This is a genomic window from Alkalicoccus chagannorensis DSM 18086 (assembly GCF_000429725.1).
Taxonomy (GTDB): Bacteria; Bacillota; Bacilli; order Bacillales; family Salisediminibacteriaceae; genus Alkalicoccus; species Alkalicoccus chagannorensis.
Window position 1 is genome coordinate 119299 of record NZ_KE386944.1, and the last position, 17268, is coordinate 136566.

Annotated in this window: 14 protein-coding genes and 1 tRNA gene; 5 read left to right on the forward strand and 10 right to left on the reverse strand. The window is 51.1% G+C overall.

The annotated features are described in order from the left end of the window. The first annotated feature begins 4 nt into the window (after window positions 1-4). Window positions 5-739, forward strand: coding sequence for an SIS domain-containing protein (locus tag G477_RS0115420; RefSeq protein WP_026698691.1), 735 nt, complete (start codon window positions 5-7; stop codon window positions 737-739). A 334-nt stretch (window positions 740-1073) separates the two neighbouring features. Here G477_RS0115420 and G477_RS0115425 read toward each other — a convergent pair whose 3' ends face one another. From G477_RS0115425 to G477_RS0115445, 5 genes are all read right to left on the reverse strand, one after another. Beyond that, window positions 1074-2672: a GGDEF domain-containing protein gene (locus G477_RS0115425; RefSeq protein WP_026698692.1), complete on the reverse strand. Its 1599-nt coding sequence runs from the start codon at window positions 2670-2672 to the stop codon at window positions 1074-1076. A 568-nt stretch (window positions 2673-3240) separates the two neighbouring features. After that, window positions 3241-4254 (reverse strand): ABC transporter ATP-binding protein, encoded by a 1014-nt coding sequence (locus G477_RS0115430; RefSeq protein ID WP_026698693.1) that lies wholly within the window; start codon window positions 4252-4254, stop codon window positions 3241-3243. Next, window positions 4220-5257 (reverse strand): ABC transporter ATP-binding protein, encoded by a 1038-nt coding sequence (locus G477_RS0115435; RefSeq protein ID WP_026698694.1) that lies wholly within the window; start codon window positions 5255-5257, stop codon window positions 4220-4222. Before G477_RS0115435 ends, G477_RS0115430 begins: the two co-directional genes overlap by 35 nt. Before the next feature lie 51 nt (window positions 5258-5308). Then, on the reverse strand, window positions 5309-6229 hold the full coding sequence (locus G477_RS0115440; protein ID WP_026698695.1) for an ABC transporter permease: 921 nt from the start codon (window positions 6227-6229) through the stop codon (window positions 5309-5311). Window positions 6230-6250: 21 nt separating this feature from the next. Next, window positions 6251-7144: an ABC transporter permease gene (locus G477_RS0115445; protein ID WP_026698696.1), complete on the reverse strand. Its 894-nt coding sequence runs from the start codon at window positions 7142-7144 to the stop codon at window positions 6251-6253. Between the two features lie 430 nt (window positions 7145-7574). Here G477_RS0115445 and G477_RS0115450 point away from each other — a divergent pair, with 430 nt between their 5' ends. Continuing rightward, window positions 7575-9278, forward strand: coding sequence for a glutathione ABC transporter substrate-binding protein (locus tag G477_RS0115450; protein WP_026698697.1), 1704 nt, complete (start codon window positions 7575-7577; stop codon window positions 9276-9278). A gap of 475 nt (window positions 9279-9753) precedes the next feature. Further along, entirely contained in the window at window positions 9754-11121 is a 1368-nt protein-coding gene (locus G477_RS0115455) for an aspartate kinase (RefSeq protein WP_026698698.1), read from the forward strand. A gap of 235 nt (window positions 11122-11356) precedes the next feature. Here the strand turns inward: G477_RS0115455 and G477_RS0115460 are convergent, their stop codons facing one another. Together G477_RS0115460 and metA are read right to left on the reverse strand one after the other, a co-directional pair. Continuing rightward, the gene (locus G477_RS0115460) at window positions 11357-12844 is read right to left on the reverse strand and encodes an alpha-amylase (RefSeq protein WP_026698699.1); all 1488 of its coding nucleotides are present in this window, start codon (window positions 12842-12844) and stop codon (window positions 11357-11359) included. Between the two features lie 73 nt (window positions 12845-12917). Further along, window positions 12918-13832, reverse strand: coding sequence for a homoserine O-acetyltransferase MetA (metA, locus tag G477_RS0115465; protein WP_026698700.1), 915 nt, complete (start codon window positions 13830-13832; stop codon window positions 12918-12920). A gap of 185 nt (window positions 13833-14017) precedes the next feature. Here metA and G477_RS0115470 point away from each other — a divergent pair, with 185 nt between their 5' ends. Next, a complete protein-coding gene (locus G477_RS0115470) occupies window positions 14018-14794 on the forward strand; it encodes a Cof-type HAD-IIB family hydrolase (RefSeq protein WP_026698701.1) in 777 nt (258 codons plus the stop codon). 89 nt (window positions 14795-14883) lie between these two features. Next, a tRNA-Arg gene (locus tag G477_RS0115475) sits at window positions 14884-14960 on the forward strand. Between the two features lie 116 nt (window positions 14961-15076). Here the strand turns inward: G477_RS0115475 and G477_RS0115480 are convergent. From G477_RS0115480 to G477_RS20640, 3 genes are read right to left on the reverse strand one after another with little or no spacing between them, the layout of a single operon-like run. Beyond that, window positions 15077-16252 (reverse strand): tyrosine-type recombinase/integrase, encoded by a 1176-nt coding sequence (locus tag G477_RS0115480; RefSeq protein ID WP_026698702.1) that lies wholly within the window; start codon window positions 16250-16252, stop codon window positions 15077-15079. Window positions 16253-16308: 56 nt separating this feature from the next. After that, window positions 16309-16668 (reverse strand): hypothetical protein, encoded by a 360-nt coding sequence (locus tag G477_RS0115485; RefSeq protein WP_026698703.1) that lies wholly within the window; start codon window positions 16666-16668, stop codon window positions 16309-16311. Beyond that, window positions 16643-17248, reverse strand: coding sequence for an ImmA/IrrE family metallo-endopeptidase (locus G477_RS20640; protein WP_051288108.1), 606 nt, complete (start codon window positions 17246-17248; stop codon window positions 16643-16645). The genes G477_RS0115485 and G477_RS20640 overlap by 26 nt, the downstream gene beginning before the upstream one ends. Window positions 17249-17268: the final 20 nt, after the last annotated feature.

Below are 17268 nucleotides of genomic sequence, written 5' to 3' on the forward strand. Positions count from 1 at the left end.
CATGATGGAATTCCGATACTTGGACGTGGTACAGCATAAACTGGAAGGAATCAAAGAAAGGCAGCGCAGGCCGCTGGAACAGGCGGTAAGGCAGATGAAAGAAGTGCTCCGTCGTGACGGCATGATCCACGTGTTCGGTACGGGCCATTCCCACCTGCTCGCAGAAGAACTGTTTTACCGCGCGGGCGGCCTTGCCTGTATCCGGCCGATTCTGATTGAATCACTCATGCTGCATGAAAGTGCCACGGAGGCCTCGAGACTGGAGAGAGAGCCTGATACGGCAGCTTCTTTTATGAAAGAGCAGCCGCTGAAGGAAGGCGATATGGTGATCGTTGTCTCGACATCGGGGCGGAACCCGGTGCCGATTGATGTGGCGCTCCTGAGCCGGGAAGCGGGAGCGGTCGTACTGTCCGTTTCTTCGCATCAGTATGCAGACACGATGCATTCCCGGCACGAATCCGGACTATTCCTGAAAGAGACGGCCGATACCGCGCTGGATAACGAGAGTGCCCCAGGGGATGCGGCGCTGACCCACCGGGCGCTCGATACTGGGTTCGGTCCGACGTCTACGATCATCGGGGCAGCACTCCTGCACAGCGTGATCGCAGAAACCATCGACCAGCTTGCGGAAACAGGACACAGGCTGCCTCTTCTTCAAAGCGGCAATGTGGACGGTGCGGATGCACATAACGCGGAGCTGATCACCCGCTATAGAGACCGAAACGAGCTGCTCCGCTGATGGTTGATGGAGCAGCCGTTTTTTTCTCTTTGCAGGAAAATGTCATAGCAGGAAGACGACGGCTTCCTGCGCTGCACGGGAAGCATAAAGAACCTGCAGCGACGCCGCAGGTCGTTCCGACCAAAAGGCGCTGCGCGCTTTTGGTCCAGTATAGAATGTCGAGTCAGATAGACGGCAGCGCACGCGGTTTCGACCAATACAGGCGCACTGCGCTGTTGTTTTAAGCGTCACGTGCGGCCTTCTTACTATGCAGACAGGAGGAAGAAGGTGTCTCCTCCAGGAACAAGAGAAGGACTGGGTGAAACATTGCTTCTACCGGTATATCCATCTAGCTCTAAACAGTACGGCCGGCTGAACTTGCCGGCGAATCGTCACGATCCTTCTCACGGCCCTGAACGCTATGGCCTCTGGAAGTCACGATTTGATTTCTTCCGGCTCGTTTGGCTATATACAGAGCGTTGTCCGCAGTGGCGTATAAATCTGAAAAACTGCCGCCGAGTGCTGGGTCGAAAACGGCAGTGCCTGCACTGAACTGTACGGATTCCGGCTCCCCATCGAAGGTGAGCGGGTTGTTCATGAGCTGCAGCTGCAGCTGCTGCACGTTCCGCGCCGCTTCTTCTTCCTCCATCCAGCAGACCGCCGCAAATTCTTCGCCGCCGATCCGGCCTGAAAAGCCATGACCCTCCGCATGACTCATAAGAAGACTTGCAAAAAACTGAAGGACTTCATCGCCGGCCTGATGACCGTAGCGGTCGTTGAACTGCTTGAAGTAGTCCAGGTCCAGAAGGACGAACGTAAAGGATCGACCCATGCTGATCACTTCTTCGAGTTGTTCAATAAAATAACTGCGGTTGGCCGTGCCGGTCAAATAGTCGATGGTAGCACGGCGATAGAGAGCTTCTTGATACAGATAGTCCTTTGTCACGTTGGTTAACATGAGGAGCGAAGCCTCTTCTCCGGAGCGCAGGCTTTTCATCGGATAGAGGCGGGCGCGGACGCGGAGCGGAAGGTTCTCATCCGTCCATGATTCCTCCTGCATATCCTGAACAGTGTGTTTATCGAAATTGGACACCTCCGGCAGAATGTCCGTACAGGGCAGTCCGCGCCACTGGGCGGGGAGCCCCGGGGTCAGCTGCATCAGCATCTGTTCTGCTGCACTGTTCCACTCCTTGATCCGACCTCCGCTGCTGATGATAAGGATACCTTCCGTCATCGTTTCGAAAATGCGTTCACCAGCAACCGGCCAGACCGCTAGAAGATCATATTTATAATAAAGCACGAGGAGAATGCCAGACGTAACGGTGAATCCGACAGCAATTTGACCGGGAAAATTCCATGGCAGGGCAGGAACGCTCAGCATATAAGCAACCGGAAGGATGAATGCAATAAAGAAAAGGGTGTTCATCACCCGTTCCGAGTGGTTGCTGCGGAGCAGCTGAATGAAAAGGATAGAGGCAGCCAGTAACGCAACAGAGGAAGGGTATACAATCGTAATCGCTCCTAAAAACGTCTGTGTGACAGAGATTTCCGATAAGGTGCCGAACTGGACGACTTCCGTAGATACGCGGAGAAGTCCGAGCTGTTGATCGAACAGAATCAGCAAAAACTGCAGCAGCACAGGTGCCGTAAGAAACAGCAGCCAGCGTCTCGTCCTCGCTGCACCGTAACCAGCATACTCCCTGGCAAGACCGAACAGCAGCACAGGGGTGATAAATAAAGGAAGCTGCTGCAGGTTTCGCAGCCACAGCATCAGTGTTTCACTAGAGGCTGAAAGCTCGGCAGCCGTGAGAATCATAAAGGCTCCCCCGGACGTTAATAAAGCCGCCAAGTACGTTCGTGCATGTGTGGCGGAGTGACGGAAAATCTGAATGGTCAGAAGCAGTGCCAGCATTGCCATCAACAGCATATAAAAAATGTATGGATGGATCGTCATCTGTACGGCTCCCTTCCCCGATTGACTAGTCACAAAGTATTAGTAGACACATTATAAAATGAAAATGAAAAGTATACAAGAACAAAGGGACTTCTTTCTGTACAACTTGATGATATATGTAGTAAAAAAGTTTAACAACATGGTTTTCAGGCAGCATGTCTGCATCTTAAGGAAGAGGTCTGCATCTACCATATGTCTACCGGTCATCTGTGCAGCACGCATGAATCGAGCTCGTTTTCCCACGGAGTAACATCGGAGACTGTGATTGCTTCAATCGTTAAAAAGCGATCTCCTTCACATGTTGAACAGGCTCAGGCATGCTCAGAGGCTTTTCCAATGGTACCCAGGATGCTCTTTGAAAAGAAAAAATAACATCTTTTCAGGAGTGAAGAGCGGCGACGCCGGAGGGATCAAGCGCCGTCCGAACCTCCTCCCCGCAGCGCGAGGATTGTAGAGGGGAAGCGTCCGCCTGAAACGGAAGAAAAGATGCCACGGACATGAACCGCTGCCTCAACATTTATGATAGTACAAAAAAAGAAGCCCATACCCGGAGGCATGGACCCTTTTATCAGTAATTCGGCTGCATTTCACCGGACTCGATTTCCTCGATGTAGTGGCAGGCTGCGCGGTGGCCGTCCTGCATAAGATCATCGTTGGTTCGGAGCTCCGGGTCTTCGTCTTTACATTTGTCTGTCGCAAAAGGACAGCGTGTGTGGAAACGGCAGCCGGTTGGTGGATCGATCGGGGATGGAACGTCCCCTTTGAGAATGATCTGATCTTTTTCAATCGACGGATCCGGTACTGGAATCGCTGAGAGCAGCGTCTTCGTGTACGGATGCTTCGGGTTATCGAAGAGGGACTTCTTATCTGCGATTTCGACGATTTTACCAAGGTACATGACCAGCACGCGGTCCGAGATGTGCCGCACCACCCCAAGGTCGTGGGAGATAAAGAGATACGTCAAATCGAGTTCCTTCTGCAGCTTACGGAGAAGGTTCAGCACCTGTGCCTGGATCGAAACGTCCAAGGCAGAAACCGACTCATCACAGATGATCATCTTTGGATCCACGGCGAGGGCACGGGCAATCCCGATCCGCTGCCGCTGTCCGCCGGAGAATTCATGCGGGAAACGGTCGATTTGGTGTTCGCCGAGGCCGACGGTAGTCATCAGTTCTTTAATTCTCGCTTCGCGCTCCTTTTTCGGGAGCACGTTCTGGATGGCCATTGCCTCGCCTAAAATCTGCCGTACGGTCTGGCGCGGGTTGATGGACGCGTAAGGATCCTGAAAAATGATCTGCAGGTCTTTGCGCATTTTACGCATCTCCGCTTTGGAAAGAGAGAGCAGGTCTTTGCCGCCGAATTCGACCTCTCCGGACGTCGGTTCATCCAGGCGCAGAATCGCACGGCCTGTGGTAGATTTTCCGCACCCGGATTCGCCGACGATACTGAGAGTTTCACCGGCTTTTACTTCGAATGAAATATCATCGACGGCTTTGACGTCATTCACTTTACGGCCGAGAATGCCGCCTTTGATCGGGAAATATTGTTTAAGATGTTGAACTTTGAGCAGATCCGTAGTCATCTTTCACGTTCACCTCCGGGCCGTCCCACTGGTCGGTATGAATCCAGCATCGGACTTGATTTCCGCCTTCGAGATCTTCCAGATCCGGCAGACGTTCATGACACATATCACGGGCAAAAGGGCAGCGGGGGGCAAAACGGCAGCCTTCCGGAAGGTTATCCGGCCGGGGCACCATGCCCTGGATGACTTCGAGTTCATCCTGATCGATGTCATGACGCGGCAGCGATTTCAGCAGCCCCACTGTGTACGGATGCTTCGGGTTGCTGAACAGGGTGTAGACATCGGCATATTCCACGATTTTGCCTGCGTACATCACGGCAACGTAATCACACGTTTCGGCTACGACACCGAGGTCGTGGGTGATCAGCATCATCGACATGCCGAGCTCATCCTGAAGCCGGCTGATCAGACGGAGAATCTGCGCCTGAATGGTCACGTCCAGTGCCGTCGTCGGTTCATCTGCCACGAGCAGCTCCGGGTCACAGGCAAGGGCAATAGCAATCATCGCCCGCTGCCGCATGCCGCCGGACAATTCGTGGGGATAGGCTTTGACGCGTCTTTCCGGAGAAGGAATACCGACCAGTTTCAGCATATCTACAGCCTTGCGGAGTCCTTCTTTTTTCGACGTTCCTTCATGAATCTGGTACGCTTCGGCAATCTGGTCGCCGATCGTATAGACCGGGTTCAGCGACGTCATCGGTTCCTGGAAAATCATCGAGATTTTGTTTCCGCGGATCGACCGCATCTCTGCTTCACTTTTCTCCAGCAGGTTCTCGCCTTTAAAGATGATCTCGCCGCCTTTAATCCGGCCGGGATCGTCAATCAGACGCATGATGGAGAGGGACGTAATACTTTTTCCGGAGCCGGATTCACCGACGATGCCGAGTGTCTTTCCTGCAGGCACGTCGAAATGAACGCCGTCTACTGCTTTAATTTCCCCTTTATGGGTAAAGAAAGAAGTCTGCAGGTTATCGACTTTGATAATTGACTCATTGGATTCCATGTTTTCATTTTCCAACGTGGTTCCCACCTTTCTGCAGTTGGAATAAAATCATCAATCAAGCTCAATACGCTTGTTCAGAATACGGTAGGAAATATCGACCAGGAAATTTACCAGTACGAACAGGAGGGATAGAACAAGGACAGATCCCTGAACAACCGGGAAATCACGCTGGTTGATGGCTTCCACAACCAAGCGGCCGAGGCCGTTGATCGCAAACACCGTTTCTGTCAGGACGGCTCCGCCGAGCAGAACGCCGAACTGAAGACCAACAACCGTAACAACTGGAATCAGCGCATTTCGGAGCGCGTGTTTATAAACGACATATCGTTCTTTGACCCCTTTGGCCCGGGCGGTGCGGATATAGTCCTGATGGATGACTTCGAGCATGCTGGATCGTGTCATCCGTGCAATGATCGCTGCCCCTGCAGTGCCGAGCGTGATAACCGGGAGGAGAATCTGCTGCGGTGTCCCCCAGCCGGAAACAGGCAGCCAACCGATATTTAAAGCAAGGTACTGTATCAAAATTAAACCAAGCCAGAAGTTCGGCATCGACAGTCCGAACAAGGCAATAATCATTAAGGACATATCTAAAAACGAGTTACGGCGGGTTGCAGAGATGATACCTGCAATCAAACCGATGAAAATACTAAGCAGTGTACTGTAGAAGGCAAGTTCTACCGTGATCCAGAAACGGTCTCCAATCAGCGATGTAACGGAGCGTCCACTCCGGATCGAGTTACCAAGGTCCCCCTGCACCGCGTTTCCGACAAAGGTAGCATACTGGACCGGCAGCGGTTCATTCAGTCCGAGGCGTTCACGAGTCTGCTCCACCTGTTCTTCCTGTGCGGCTTCTCCGGCAATGATCTGTGCCGGATCACCAGGAATCAGATGCATCATCAGGAAGACGACGAGGGAGACCCCGATCATGACCGGTATGGTCTGTATAATGCGTCTTATTGTGTAAACAAACATGGCTGGTTCACCTCTCTTACATTAAGTTTTTAACTTCGGATCGAGTGCATCGCGTACGCCGTCACCAAACAGATTGAAGGCAAGAACGACAGCAACAATAGCAAGTCCAGGGAAGAGAGTGATGTGCGGATATTCCCACATGTAATCCCGTCCTGCAGCAAGCATCGCTCCCCACTCAGGATCCGGGGGCTGTGCTCCAAGTCCAAGGAAGGAGAGTCCTGCAGCTGTGAGGACAGCCGTGGCGATTCGCAGCGTCGCCTGCACAATGATCGGCGACATGATATTAGGCAGGATATGCAGGAAGATGATCCTTGTATCGGACGCACCAAGTGCACGGACGGCATCAATGTATTCAAGCTGTCTGACACCGAGTGTAGAACCACGTACAATCCTTGCGAAAACAGGAATGGAAAAAATAGAAATCGCAATGATGACGTTGTTGATGCTTCCACCGAGAACAGCAACGATACCAAGCGCCAGCAGGATACCAGGGAACGCAAGCAGGACGTCCATGACTCTCATGATCACGGCGTCGATTTTCTTTCCGTAATAACCGGAGATGACGCCGAAAAATACCCCGAAAATCATCCCGATAAAAACGGATGTGAACCCTATGTAGAGTGTAATGGACATTCCGTGAATGATCCGGGCGAAAATGTCACGGCCGTGATGGTCCGTTCCGAACCAGTATTCCGCAGAAGGACCTTGAAGCCTATCTGCCACGTTCGGCGCAAGTGGATCATTCTGTACAATCCACGGTCCGGCAAACGATGTGATGATGAAAAAGATAATCAGAATTCCGCCTGCCATCGCCAGGTAGTTGGAGCGGAGTTTCCGCCAGACATTTTTTAAGTTTTCCAGCTGCGGACTCACCCGCTTTTTTTCCTGGGTGGAGACATTCACCGTTTCTTCCATAATAGGTTTCCCTCACTTTCTTTTATCAAATATCGTGTGTACGGAGAGGAACGTCTCTGCATCATCCATTCAGCATGCATGTCATACATAGAACATCATAAAATAAACAGACGATATGAAAAAAATTATATCACTGTGGTAAATGAACACAAGGGCTAACGCCAAAATAAATGATATTTTCACGATATAATAAATGAATAACTGGGTACAGAGGTAAATGATGTAAAAACAAGAATAGAAAACGCTTACAATTCTGTGATACGGTGAACATGCAGCTTCTATTTATCTGAATTTACTGATAAAAGGAACGTCAAATTAATTGACAAGAATAATAAATTAATGAAAATTCATGCTTGTTTTTTTATGCGAATTATTGTAAATTGTACTTGAACAACTTTGTAAAAATATGAGATTTTAAGGGGGATGTATCATGTTCAAAAGCAACGTGCTGAAGACGGCGCTCATGTCTGCAGCTGCTGTTACGGCACTCGCTGCATGTGCGAGTGAGCCGGATAACAACGGTACAGACAATGCTCCGGATAACGGGGCGGGGAACAACAACGCTGAGGTTAATGACAACGACAATGCTGACAATGATGCTGATAACAACGACGGGGAAGAAGCAGGAGAAGATGTCGATCCGGAAGATGTAGAAGTAGACCCGGATAACCTTGTCATTGCTACCCTGTCTGATGTATCTGAAATGGACCCGCATGGTTCTAATGACGTGCCATCCAGTGCCGTTCAGACAAATATTTTCGAATCCCTCCTTTATCAGGACGAAGATATGGAGCTCCAGCCACTGCTTGCTGAGAGCTGGGATGCTGTAGAAGAGGACGTATGGCAGTTTGAACTGCGTGAAGACGTGACATTCCACGATGGAGCAGAATTCAATGCCGAAGCTGTTCAGACAAACTTTGATCGATTGCTGGATCCGGATATCGGTTCTCAGCGGGCATTTCTCTATGAAATGGTCGAAGACATTGTAGTCGTAGACGATTACACGATTGAATTCCATACTGAATTCCCATTTGCAGCACTGCCTGCCCACCTGGCCCATTCCGGCGGCGGTATCATCAGCCCGGATGCCATTGAAGCAGACTATGAAGAAATGGAAAATGGTGGACAGCCCGGCGATTACTTAAATGAGAATCCGATTGGCACAGGTTTCTTTGAATTTGAAGAATGGACGCCAGGTTCTGAAGTCGTTCTGATGAGAAACGACGACTATTGGGGAGAGCCTGCCGGCATGGAACAGGTTACCTTCCGCGTATCTCCAGAGGACCTTACTCGTCTTGGTGAACTGGAAACAGGCGATGCCGATATCATCTTCCCTGTCAGCCCATCCGATGCGGATCGTGTAGAGGATACAGAAGGTATTAACCTTTATACACAGGAAAGCCTGAGTCTCTCTTATCTCGGCTTCAATATGGAAGCAGAGACGCTCGACGATCAGCTTGTACGTCAAGCACTGACGAAAGCGGTCAACAAAGAAGAACTCATTGAGGGTGTATGGGAAGGCTTCGCAACCGAAGCAGTAGGCCCAATCGGAGAGAACGTTTTCGGCTTCTCTGATGAAGTCGACGAGCTCGAGTACGACCCGGAGCGTGCGCAGGAGCTCCTTGAAGAAGCAGGCTACGGCGACGGTTTCGATACGACGATCTGGACGAACGACTCCCGAGAGCGTATGGACATTGCTGAACTCGTGCAGGCACAGCTGTCTGTTATCGGCGTCAATGCGGAAATCGAAGTGCTTGAGTTTGGCTCCTACCTGGATGCAACCGCAGAAGGCGAGCATGACATGTTCATCCTCGGCTGGTCCACAGTAACAGGGGATGCGGACTACGGCATGTATGCACTGTTCCACTCCTCCCAGCACGGCGACCCTGGTAACCGCTCTTTCATGTCTAATGACGAGCTCGACCAGCTTCTAGAAGATGCCCGCGAAGAAGTAGATGAAGATGCTCGTGCGGATCTCTATGAAGAGGCGATGGAAATCCTTGTAGAAGAAGCGCCGATGATGTATCTTTACCATCAGGACTACCTCGTAGGTGTTCGTGATGAAGTACAGAACTTCTGGAAGCATCCGAACGGTCTGTACCAGCTGCATGAAGTAACAATCGAAGAAGAATAAGACGGCACAGCTCGTCAACCAAGCACGTCAGAAGCGGATTGCTTCTGGCGTGCTTTTTTCTCGGATGATAAGAATATATAAGCTTCCATATAGGGTGACGGCATAGCCGGCTGCGTGGGAAGAACGATTGCAGCGACGCCATACGCCCTCCCGGTCAGAAGGCGTGCGGCGCTTTTGTCTCGTTGCGGCACCAGTTGAAGGAAAGGAAGCAGGTGGCGCAAAACCCGGGCGAAGCGTCGACAATGCCGACCGGAGCGGCTCAAAAAAAGTCATGTGGCTCAACATATCCGGCAGGCAACCTGCCCGCACCGGCTCGCTCATCCGGAGAGGGTGTGTTCTTGTCGGTCTGGAGGTCCCTGCCGGCGATAGACGAGATGCTCCTTGAATATCAGGCTTCTGTTTAGTATACTTATTCTGTGTTTTTATAGAGAGAGCATTTGTACTTTTGAGAAAAACAAAAAGGAGCTGCACTGACATGTCCAAGGTAGTGAAATTTGGAGGAAGTTCTCTGGCGGATGCCGGCCAGTTTGAAAAAGTGGCATCGATTATCCGGGCGGACGAGGACCGCCGCTTTGTCGTCGTATCAGCTCCTGGAAAGAGACATGAGGATGATACGAAAACGACAGACCTGCTCATTGCACTGGCGGATGCTGTTGCCGCAGGGGATGACGCATCGGAAGCACTGGAAGCCGTCGTGCTGCGCTTTGCCGATATCGTGCACGGACTGCAGCTGGAGGAGAGTCTTCTCACACAAATTCGTGAACGGCTGCAGTATTTGATCGACACGTACGAGCAGGATGAACATCGATTGTATGACGCGCTGAAAGCAAGTGGGGAGAATGAAAACGCGAAGCTGATGGCAGCCTACCTGCAGCAGCTCGGCGAGGAAGCCCACTACGTCTCGCCTGGAGAAGCAGGGATGCTTGTCACAGACGAACCTGGCAATGCCCGTATTCTGCCGGAAGCCGATGCCAGCATCGGAAAGCTGCGCGATCGCAGCGGGATTCATGTGATTCCCGGCTTTTTCGGTGTTTCAAAGAACAATCATATCGTTACATTCCCGCGGGGTGGATCGGATATCTCCGGCTCCATCATTGCTGCGGGAGTGGAGGCCTCCTTATACGAAAACTTCACCGACGTGGATTCCATTTATTCGGTGAATCCTTCTCTGGTGAAAAGTCCACATGAAATGAAAGAGCTGACGTACCGGGAAATGCGGGAGCTTGCGTATTCCGGCTTTTCCGTTTTTCACGACGAGGCCCTGCTGCCGGTTGTGAAAAAGAAAGTACCCGTCTGCATCAAAAACACGAATCATCCGGAAGGGGAAGGGACGAGGATTGTGGCTACCCGTGAAATTGTGGGGCTGCCTGTCATCGGTATCGCAAGCGATGAAGGGTTTGTGACGATCAACCTGACCAAGTATTTAATGAACCGGGAAGTCGGCTTCGGCCAGCGCCTTTTAAACATTCTCGCTGAAGAAGGCATTTCCTTTGAACACACGCCTTCCGGGATCGACAACATGTCGGTGATCGTACGGGAAGAATACCTGGATGAGGAGACCGAAAAGCGGATTCTGACCCGGATTCAGGAAGAACTCGATGTCGAGGAAGTGCATGTCGAACGGAATCTTGCCATGGTGATGGTCGTCGGTGAAGGCATGGCGAGTACCGTCGGTGTCGCGGCAAAAGCGACCAGTGCTTTGGCTGCTGCTGGCGTGAACATCAAGATGATTAACCAGGGCTCATCGGAAGTGAGCATGATGTTCGGTGTGGATGCTGCCCACGCGGATCAGGCAGTGAAAAGCCTCTATCACGCCTGCTTCGAAAAGGAACGTGCGCTGTAGAGCGCGGCCTCTGTTATTAAAAGGAGAATGAAAAGAAGGACCGGGAGCCCTGGCGGCTTTCGGTCCTTCTTAGAGGCTCTAAAATATGGTTCTCATTCACATGTTGGGGTGACGGCGTAGCCAGCTGGTCGAGAAGCAGGAAGAACCCATGCTTCCCTCAAAGAACCTGCGATACACGCCGTTCCGACCAAAAGGCGTTCCGCGCTGTTGGTCGCTTTGCAGCTGTGTTTCTCTATCATCCATTGTCTTTGTCCTGAATGTCCTGCCACGTCGGCTCTGGAATGTAGACGGAAACAGAGCCGTCCGGCGCAAAAAAGGACGCTTTTCCGTCTTCGCCGATCTCGACGCTGCTGCCGCAGTTGCCGGTGACATCAATCCACGTTTCGCCGCTGTGAAGTTCCCCGACGTACATCTCTTTCCAGCCTTCTTCGCCGTTCGTCATCACGACCGCACACCCGGACCCCGGCACGTCCTCGTCGCCGAGACGGACCCAGCCGATTGTGTTCGGGTGGTCGAAATAGTCTTGCTGTGCCCCGTAGGCTGCGTGGTGGCGTGCATCCAGCAGCGGATTGATCTGTTCTTTCTTTCCGGGCATTTCGTAGTTGCCATTGATGCCGTAATAATCACCGAAGAAGACGCACGGATACCCATCCTCCCGGAGGAGAATCAGCGCATAGGCGTGCTGCTTGAACCAGTCCTCGACCCAGGATTCCAGTGACTCTCCGGGCTGGGAGTCGTGGTTGTCCACAAAGGTGACGGCATTGACGGGATGGCGCTGCACGAGGCTGTTATCAAAGATCGTACGCATGTCGAAGTCCTCTCCGGTCTGGGAGGCTTCGTGGAAGCTGTAGTGGAGCCCGACATCAAACAGATCGATGCTGTAATGCACCTCCTCCAGGAAGGCTTCTTTTGCATCGACATCCGGGTTCCAGAACTCCCCGACAAAATAAAAATCATCGCCGAACGTTTCCCGCATTTTCCATAGGAAGTCAGCGATAAAGTCATGGTTGATATGTTTGATGGCATCAAGCCGGTAGCCGTCTACACGGGTCTCTTCGGCGAACCACGTTCCCCATTTCACCGTTTCTTCGCGGGCCTCTGGATGGTTGTAGTCAATGTTGGCGAACATGAGGTAGTCGTAGTTGCCGAATTCATCGTCCACCTGCTCGTTCCAGTCTTTATCTTCTCCAAGGATACGAAAAATGCCGTCTTTCCCTTCGGAATGATCATAATCGGTGCCGTTAAAATGATGATGGTGCCAGACGAAGTCCGAATACTTGCCCTCGCGGCCGGGGAAGTCAAAATACGTCCAGCCTTCGATCTCAAATGGTTCGCTGATGACACTCGTGCGGTCATCCGGATCGACTTCCACCACCTCGAACTGCTCGGTGTCATCGGCTCCGGCTTTATGATTCATGACCACATCGGCGTAGACCCGGATGCCGAGATCCCGGCACGTATCGATCGCGTCCAGCAGTTCTTTTTTTGTTCCAAATTTCGTGCGGGTGGTTCCCTTCTGATCGAACTCACCGAGGTCATATCCGTCATACAGGCCGTACCCGTTATCATCCTGCGAAATCGCCTTGGAAGCCGGCGGAATCCAGAGAGAGGTGATGCCGTGGCTGCGTATCTCCGGAGCCATTTCCTTCAGACGGTTCCAATGTTCTCCGTCGTTTGCGAGATGCCACTCAAAAAACTGCATCATCGTATGATTGCGTGGAATATCTGTCATCGTAAGTCCTCCTCCTCTGGTATGACAGTCTATTCCCGCCTTTGTGAAAAACAAAACAGAACTATTATCTCCATTCGAACGGAGTCTGCTGGTAGACGTAGTAGTTGAGCCAGTTCGAGAAAAGCAGGTGCGCGTGCGAGCGCCAGCGGTTCATCGGCTCCTCTGAAGGGTCATTATTCGGAAAATAATGCGCCGGGATCTGTACACTGAGTCCGCGGTCGAGGTCACGCTCATATTCTTCTTTCAGCGTAGCTGTGTCGTACTCGAGGTGTCCGGTGGCCATCACATGACGTCCATCCTTCGACATGAGTAAAAAAGGTCCTGCTTCCTTCGAGGAAGCGAGCAGCAGGAGGTCGTCGTTGCCTTCCGGTTCCTGAATGTTAATATTCGTATACCGGGAGTGCGGGGCAATGAATTCATCGTCAAAGCCGCGCAGCAGCTCCACGTTTCTCATAGCAGGATCGATCCGGTGGCGGAAAATGCCGGAGCACTTCTGTTCCAATGGTACTTTCTGAATGCCGTAAAGGTGGTAGAGAGCCGCCTGCGCGCCCCAGCAGATGTGCAGGGAAGAGGTGACGTTCGTTTCCGCCCAGTCCATGATCGTAGTGATTTCTTTCCAGTAGAGCACGTCTTCAAACGTCAAGAGTTCAATCGGGGCGCCTGTAATGATCATGCCGTCAAAGCGCTGGTGGCGAATGGAGTCGAAATCGGTATAGAACGCTTCCAGATGGGAGCGGCTGACGTTTTTCGGCTCATAGGATACCGTACGCAGGAATGTAATGTTTACCTGCAGCGGGGAATTCCCGAGCAGGCGGAGCAGATGGGCCTCGGTTTTTTCTTTTTCCGGCATTAAATTGAGGATGACGATATTCAGCGGACGGATGTCCTGCATCGTCGCCCGTTCATCCTCCATGACGAAAATATTCTCTGTCTCCAGTACATCTTTTGCCGGCAGGTTTCTAGGTACGTTAATGGGCAAAGTCTGCTCCTCCTCTCTGTCTCTCAATTCTGATAACTACCATTATAACAACTGGCAGAAAATCTACAAAGCTTTTCCGTTCACGTAAGCGCTGTCATAAAAAAGGCCCGGGATCAGGCTGTACGCGGCGGAAAAGTTCGCTTATAATGAGTCGGAGAAGCAACGCTGGAAAGGATGAAACAGACATGGACCGAAAATTGTTATTTTTTGATATAGACGGCACGCTCCTGGATGAAGAGAAGCAGCTGCCAGCCTCGACGAAAGCCGCTGTTGCTGAGCTGCAGGAAGCCGGTCACTACGTGGCCATCGCAACGGGACGGGCGCCGTTCATGTTCAGCCACCTCCGTGGGGAGCTCGGCATCCATACGTTTGTGAGCTTCAACGGTTCCTATGTCGAATTTGAAGGGAAAGCTGTTTACAAACGGGCGCTGAATCCGGAAGCGCTGCGCGAACTGACGCAGACGGCAGAAGCCAATGACCATCCAGTCGTGTACCTGGACCACATGGACATGAAGGCGAACGTGCCGCACCATCCACATATCGAGGAGAGCTTGAACTCGCTGAAGTTCGATCATCCGGAACAGGATGAATCATACCTGCACGGCCGTGATATTTTCCAGTCGCTGCTTTTCTGCGTGGACGGGGAAGAAGAGCCGTACAAGGAGAAGTTCGGGCAATTCGATTTCATCCGCTGGCATGACGTGTCGACCGATGTGCTGCCGACAGGCGGATCGAAGGCGGTCGGCATTGAAGCCGTCATGAACGAGCTTGGCATGACAAAGGACGACGTCTACGTCTTCGGAGACGGCCCGAATGATGTGGAGATGCTCTCGTTTACGAAAAACAGTGTCGCGATGGGAAATTCCGTGCCGGAAGCACTGGAAGCTGCAGCAATGAAAACAGCCCACGTCAACGACCGAGGTATCGAAAAAGCGTTGAAACAGTTCGGGTTGATCAAGTAAGATACAAACAGGTTTCTACCATGGAGAGTATCCTCTCCTTCAGAAAAAACAGACAAAATACCGCTGCGACATACCGCAGCGGCTGACACGACCCTGTAGCTCAGCAGGATAGAGCAGCTGCCTCCTAAGCAGCAGGTCGGAGGTTCGAATCCTCTCAGGGTCGCCATATCCTTAACCATTCAAACCCTTGCTGTGTAAGGGTTTTTTGTTTGTTTTAAGGGCAGAACATATGATCTTAAAAAGCTGGGTTTTCCGATTTTGGGGAACTATTGGGGAACTATTTTATTTATCCACAGATTTTGGGGGTAAAAACGAATCAAAATGGGATGCAGCCAAGCGATCTACATCGATGATTTTATGCCCGTACAGATTCATGGTCGTATCGATTCGAGCATGCCTTGCGCGATCACTTATCGACTTCATCGGTACGTTCTTCTCTATAAGATAGGTGATCGAGAAATGCCGCAGATCATGAAACCTCATATAAGGAAGGTTGTACCTTTTCAAAAATCGATTCCACCATTGGCTGATAGAGTCCGGTCTTCGCGGCTTGCCTGTTTCATCAGCAAAAACAAAGATGGTTTCAGGATATAGCCACTTGTCCCTCATAACCATTTTTTCTTTTCTTCTTTGTCTGAGGAGATCATCAATCATGTCCATCAATCCGGTGGGAATTGCCGCTGCTCCTTCTAGATTGTTTTTGATCGATTTAATTTTGATCCCTTCTCCCACAACCTCTGTCAACGACTGCTCAAAATAGATAGCCTGCTGCTCTTTAAGTACATGCTTTTCTTCTAATGCACATATCTCTCCTTGCCGTGCAGATGTAATAAATGCTACCCAGAACAACACCTGCTTTTCCAAGGATTCTCTCTTGATGCACTCAGCAATACGGTTGATGGTCTCGACATCGTAATTCACTTCTGTTCTTGTTCTTTTCATTGGAGGTGGCTTAGCACCGTCACAAGGATTTTCTCGTACTAATCCCCATTGTTTAGCTAAGCCCATCACGCTGGTAAAGGCTTTATGCATGTTTCGGATGGAGCTTGTAGAGCACGGTCCTTCTCCTCCGTCCATTCGCGATCCTGGCTTTTTCATGGTTTCGATGAGATTAACGACATGGATCGTTTTTATGTCTGATAGTTTTTTATGTCCAAACGCAGGCAGTATACGATTGATGAGGTGAAGCTTATGGCTTCGGATCGTATCGTAAGCGTAAACATCCTCAGCATACTTGTGCAGCCAATCGTCATAAAACTTTGATAGCGTCATTTTTTCCGGCCTCACATACGTTCCACCCAGAATGTCGGCTTCAAACTGCGTCAGCATCTTCTTTGCTTCTGTCACGTTTTTAGCAGATACGGTTTTCCGTTCGCGCACTTGCTTGCCATTTTCGTCATAACGAACAAAGACGGTTAGCCGATAGCGTCCTTCTCCGCGTTTTTCGATGTTGGCCATACGATCACCTCATTATTAGTGTAATATCTGACCAGCAGTAGTGCTGTCTCTCTTGGCTACTGTTCGTAACTCGAACACTTTCGCAGGTTGGGCGTCAGGCTGCATACCTCTTCCAGATCCTCGACCGCGATAATAAACGAGTCGATTTGCATAAACCCGTGCATATGTTCGGTGGGAATCTGCTCACGGATCTGTTTGACGTATATGCAAAACTCCCTTCCGCTCTCATCATACGGATTTGTCAGCAAAAACTGCTTATCAATTCGCAGAGACACCCGATCCAGCATCTCTTCCTCGTCAATAGCATACATATCCTCATCTAATTTATACGTTACCAGGTCCTCTTCCAGATCCGGTATCACGACGACATAAGACGTCACGTCCACACCGTCAATATTTGTGTTGTAAGCCCACATGGTTGTATACCCCTTTCCCAGTCTGCTTTTGTAGCTGAGCCATAACCCGCCGCGTATCCGCCGACCACTCCCGAGGATTATACCCCGCCGACTTTTCCGGTAGCTGGCTGCCGATTTTGTCTACTTTATTTACGAGTTGTCGGTTTTGTATCTGCTGCAGGCGCTCCTTGACCATGCTCAGCGGCACACCAAAGGCACGCGCGATAACAGCAGGCTCCTGATCCAGATAGCCTTGCAGGATGTGATACGGCATCGCGGCATACAGGCTAAACCAGCGGGCCTGTGACTCTTGATAGTCAATCAGAGACTCCGGCAATGATCGCTGATCGCCCGCATGCAGGAGTACGTGCGAGAACTCGTGGAAAAAGTCCTTACGCTGCTGCATGGCATCAGTCGTAATGTCCAGCATGATCATGCCGTCCTCCTCATCATAAAAGCTGTACGGCGTCTGTGGAGCGGAAAACAGTTGGATGTTAAATGCTTTTGAAAGCCTCTGACTGGCAAGCGTACTGGCGCTGGTAATGCCTCGTTTCTCGTATTCCTGGATAAGCCATGATTCAGCATTGGTTGAGTAGTACATAGTATCCTCCTTATCAAACG